Annotated in this window: 1 protein-coding gene; it reads right to left on the bottom strand. The window is 61.9% G+C overall.

Features of this window, described 5'->3' with window-relative positions; all coding sequences use genetic code 11:
* A partial coding sequence (locus X730_RS135380) for a KUP/HAK/KT family potassium transporter (RefSeq protein ID WP_023827888.1) occupies positions 1-1,094 on the bottom strand: 1,094 nt, incomplete at its 3' end.
* Between the last annotated feature and the right edge of the window lie 214 nt (positions 1,095-1,308).

Here is a 1,308-nt window from a genome sequence, read left to right as displayed (position 1 = left end):
AACGCCAGCAAAACATTGACGCGCGGCATGTAGATCTGGCCCGACTGCCGTTCCGACGTGTGCAGGATTTCGAGGCGCGGCAGCATATTGAGCTGCACCGCCTGCCTGGTCAGCGAGAAGGCGCCCGATATGACCGCCTGGCTGGCGATGACCGTCGCCGCGGTTGCCAATACCACCATCGGGATCAGCGTCCAGCCTTCGTTCATCTCGAAGAATGGATGGCCGACGTGACCGTTCTTCGCCAGCACGAAAGCGCCCTGCCCGGCATAGTTTAGCAGCAGGCAGGGAAACACGATCGCCAGCCAGGCGAGCACGATGGGCTTGCGGCCGAAATGGCCGAGATCGGCATAAAGCGCTTCGGCGCCGGTGACGGCGAGGAAGATGGCGCCGATGGTGACGAAGGCGACATCGGGCGAATTGATCAGGAAGGCGACGATGTAGTGCGGGCTGACCGCCCACAGGATTTCGGGATCGGCGATGATGTGGTTCAAGCCCGAAAGACCGATGGCCAGGAACCAGACCGCCGTGATCGGCCCGAAGATCAGCGCCACGCCGCCGGTGCCGAAGCGCTGCACCGAAAACAGGATCGCCAGGATGACCAGCGTCAGCGGCACGACATAGGGCTGGAAGGTCGGGGTAACGACATTCATGCCTTCAACCGCCGAAAGCACCGAGATTGCCGGCGTGATGACGGCGTCACCGAAGAACAATGACGCGCCGACAACACCGATGGCCAGGATGATCGCCGAGCGGGTCGGGAAACTGCCGCGCGCCAGCGCCATCAGCGACAGCACGCCGCCCTCGCCTCGGTTGTCGGCTCTGAGCACGAACATGATGTATTTGATGGTGACGATAATCGTCAACGACCAGATGATCAGCGACAGCACGCCCAGAATATCGCCGCGCTCGGCGATTTCCCCGCCGGAGGACGCAACAAGCGCTTCCCGGAAGGCGTAGATCGGGCTGGTGCCGATGTCGCCATAGACCACACCGAGCGCGCCCAGCATCAGAACTTTGGTGCTGTGCTGTTCGATTTCGGGATGGCTCGATTGTTCGACGGGTTCTGCCTCAATACCAGCATTGGTAAGGGCCATGGACGACACTCCGATAAGCGCGCGGTGCTCTACGCTTGCTGCGATGCAATATCAAGTGCCGTAACGGTAGGGCTACCATGTTCCCAGCGCAGGGCTTGCCCCGCAATGACCGGTGCGTGGCGTCAAAGGCTGCCGGAAACCTCAGATCGCCACCTGCGTGCCGATCTCGACCACACGTCCGGTCGGGATCTGGAAATACTCCGTCGCATCGGCC

Source organism: Mesorhizobium sp. L103C131B0 (assembly GCF_000502275.1).
In the GTDB taxonomy this organism is placed as follows: domain Bacteria; phylum Pseudomonadota; class Alphaproteobacteria; order Rhizobiales; family Rhizobiaceae; genus Mesorhizobium.
This window is presented reverse-complemented; position numbering and strand designations above follow the sequence as displayed.